The 252-nt window shown below is 42.5% G+C and carries 1 pseudogene; it reads right to left on the reverse strand.

The annotated features are described in order from the left end of the window. Positions 1-252 (reverse strand): annotated as a pseudogene (locus CP357_RS10065) (RNA-guided endonuclease TnpB family protein); the annotation flags it as partial.

The following is a 252-nucleotide window of genomic DNA, read 5'->3' on the forward strand; positions in this document are numbered from 1 at the left end:
GATTAACCAGACGCTCTTTGATTAGCTTTCTAAAGCCGGCAATGCGGACAATTCCTAGCTTAGGCAATTTAATATGCTTAGCATCAATAAACCTAGCCGTCCCGTTATCAAGAAAAGCTTCTTTTTGCTTAGGATATTGACAGTTGGTTTGGTATGACCAGTCGCTGCGTTTTTTGTGAAAAGTCGGAATTCCATGCCCAATCTTGCGATAGTTGCTCCAAGCCTTCTGGTAGTTCTGAATCGCATTGGCAA

Origin of the sequence: Lactobacillus sp. UMNPBX6 (assembly GCF_002553975.1) — a bacterium.
Lineage (GTDB): Bacteria > Bacillota > Bacilli > Lactobacillales > Lactobacillaceae > Lactobacillus > Lactobacillus gallinarum.